Annotated in this window: 3 protein-coding genes; 1 reads left to right on the top strand and 2 read right to left on the bottom strand. The window is 69.1% G+C overall.

Going from position 1 to position 2,301, the window contains the following annotated elements; translation table 11 throughout:
- On the bottom strand, nt 1-186 hold a 186-nt coding region (locus P409_RS32220), incomplete at its 3' end, for a hypothetical protein (protein WP_034848219.1).
- A 139-nt stretch (nt 187-325) separates the two neighbouring features.
- Complete coding sequence (locus P409_RS36655) at nt 326-919, bottom strand: hypothetical protein (RefSeq protein ID WP_152613664.1); 594 nt, start codon at nt 917-919, stop codon at nt 326-328.
- Nucleotides 920-1,575: 656 nt separating this feature from the next.
- Between P409_RS36655 and P409_RS36650 the strand changes: the two genes are divergently transcribed.
- Nucleotides 1,576-2,184, top strand: a complete 609-nt coding sequence (locus P409_RS36650) for a hypothetical protein (protein WP_052121646.1) — start codon at nt 1,576-1,578, stop codon at nt 2,182-2,184.
- Nucleotides 2,185-2,301 lie beyond the last annotated feature (117 nt).

The following is a 2,301-nucleotide window of genomic DNA, read 5'->3' as shown; positions in this document are numbered from 1 at the left end:
GCTGGCGCCGGCGCCGGTGCCGAAGCCCGCGGCGGTGCCGGAGGCGCCGTCGGTGCTCACCGACCCGGCTGCGCCCAGGCTGGCGCCGCGGCTGATCGTGCCCGAGAGATCGAAGGCCATCGCCGGACCGCCGGCGAGGCAGAGGGCGACGGCCGATGTCAGGAAGACGGATCTGGTTCTGCTCATGATCCTTGTCCCGGTGGTGGAAGGCGTTCCCCTGCCGGGATCGAGGCCCGGGCACCCCGGACCCGCCCGGCAGGGGTGGGGGCGGCCGGCGCGGCCCATGGCGCGCGCCGGCCCTTGCGAAAGCGGTCGGCCGCCGGGATCAGCGGAACGACGCCGTGCCCTCCGCGGTCGACTCACCATGGCCGGTGGCCGCCGCCTCGCCACCATTGGACGACGCCTGGGCCCGCCCATCGGCGATCGAGCTGGCGGAGGCGGAGGTGCTGCCGTCCGAATTCACGCTGCCCGAGCCCAAGCCGAGGCCGGATCCCTCGCCCAGGGCGGAGCCGACGCCCTTGGTCGCCGCGGTGCCGTTGCCGAACGCGGACCCCGAGCCCATCGCCTCGCTCGACTGCAGCGAGCCGCCGATATTGTTCTGGTTGCTGCCGAAGCCGAGCCCGTCGGCGATGCCGTGGCTCACGGTGCTGGCGGTGCCGCCGAGGGCGCTGTCCGCCTGGGCGGCGCCGTTCGCGAAGGCCCCGCCCGCGCCGGTCGCGGTGTTGGTGCCCGCGGTGCCGATGCCCGCACCGGTGCCGACGCCCGCGCCCTGGGCCAGCCCCAGCGCATTGGACACCGTGGAAACCGCCCCGCTGCCGTTGCTGGTGGAGCCGGTATTGCTGAGATCGAAAGCGAAAGCGGTGCCGCCGCTGACGATCACGATCGACGAGGCCAGAAGCGCCATACGAAGCGTCTTCAATGTCCACTCTCCTGTTGCTGCCTACACTCTCCCATCAAGGACGCACGCCTTGCTGAGGTGAGCGGAATCATGGCAGCGGCTGTCGGCCAGCTCTCCGCAGATCACGAAATAAATGATGCGATCTGCGCAAATCTTCGATGAATTACCAAAAATTCATCATCCAATGCGCAATCCAACTGGTCCCATTTCGGTGCATCTGATCCCACTAAAAAATACTCCTATTATTACTTCGTGAACTATGCACGGCATAATTTTCTCCATTCCGTCATGAATCACACCTGTGCGCGGGGCATAGCGAGTTGTATTACCCACATCCGGGCGGAGCGGCAAAATTTCGAACTGCTATACAGTGCCTCGACGGCGGCCATCGCGCCGGATGCGCAGCACGGCCCTGGTCCGAATCCGGAAAACCGAGAATTCGGCGCGGCGGACCGGAACGGGCGCCAGACCCCGCCCGTTGGTAGGGGAACGTTTGGAAAAGAAGCACTGGCGCGAGCCGTCTGGTGGTGGATCCGAAAATCGGTGTGCAGCGGACATCAGGTCCGAGGCACCCGACGCTTCGAGTCCGCCGTCAGCCGGCTCGCGCCAGTTTGCGTTTCCAGGCGATCCCTCAGCGGGTTTCCGTTCGCGGGCGGCCCTATCCAGGAGAAGTCAGCATGCTGCGGATCCTAGTCATCGCCTCGGCCCTTGCGATTCCGGCCGGACCATGCCTGGCCCAGTCGACATCGAACGCCACCGCCACCGGCAGCGCCAATTCCAGCGCCGTCAACAACGCCGGGGCCACGGCCGGCGCCATCTCGGCCGGGGGCACGGTGAGCATCGTCAACGGCGCGCCCGGCGACAGCTCGCTGCGATACAGGGGCTCCTACACCGTCCACAACACGCCCGACGTGTTCGCGCCCGGCCTGACGGCGGGGCTGAACACCTGCGCCGGCTCCTACGCCGCCGGGGTGGCCGTCGCGGGATTCGGCGTGACCGGGGGCGGCACCACCGTCGACGAGGGCTGCGAACGCCGGAACATGGCCGCCCTGCTGGGCCAGATGGGCGAGAGCGACGCGGCGCGCGAGGTGCTGTGCGACGACGAGGTGGTGCGGTCGGCCTTCGCCAGGGTCGGCCGCCCCTGCATCGTCGACCGGCCGAAGGTGCAGGCCGCCGTGCTGCCGGCCGCCGCGCAGCCGGCCGTCGCGGCCCTGCCCCTCGCGCCGCCCCGCATCGTCGCCATGCAGCCGATCGTCAGCCGGGGCGATCCGGGCTACCAGCGATAAGCACGGGAAGACTCCAGGTCTCGTGACGCCGGAACGGCATCGCCATGCGCCGCGGGGCCGGCGATGCGTCGCCCATGCCACTTAAGGTCACGCAATGTTCATTGCGCGGGCGGCGCG

Origin of the sequence: Inquilinus limosus MP06 (genome assembly GCF_000767795.1) — a bacterium.
Taxonomy (GTDB): domain Bacteria; phylum Pseudomonadota; class Alphaproteobacteria; order DSM-16000; family Inquilinaceae; genus Inquilinus; species Inquilinus limosus_E.
Note: the sequence above shows the minus strand (reverse complement) of the source record. Positions and strands in the feature narration are given on the sequence as shown.

Excerpts from the sequence above, each read along its gene's own strand:
- P409_RS36650 (WP_052121646.1), top strand. The coding sequence starts at position 1,576 with ATGCTGCGGATCCTAGTCATCGCCTCGGCCCTTGCGATTCCGGCCGGA.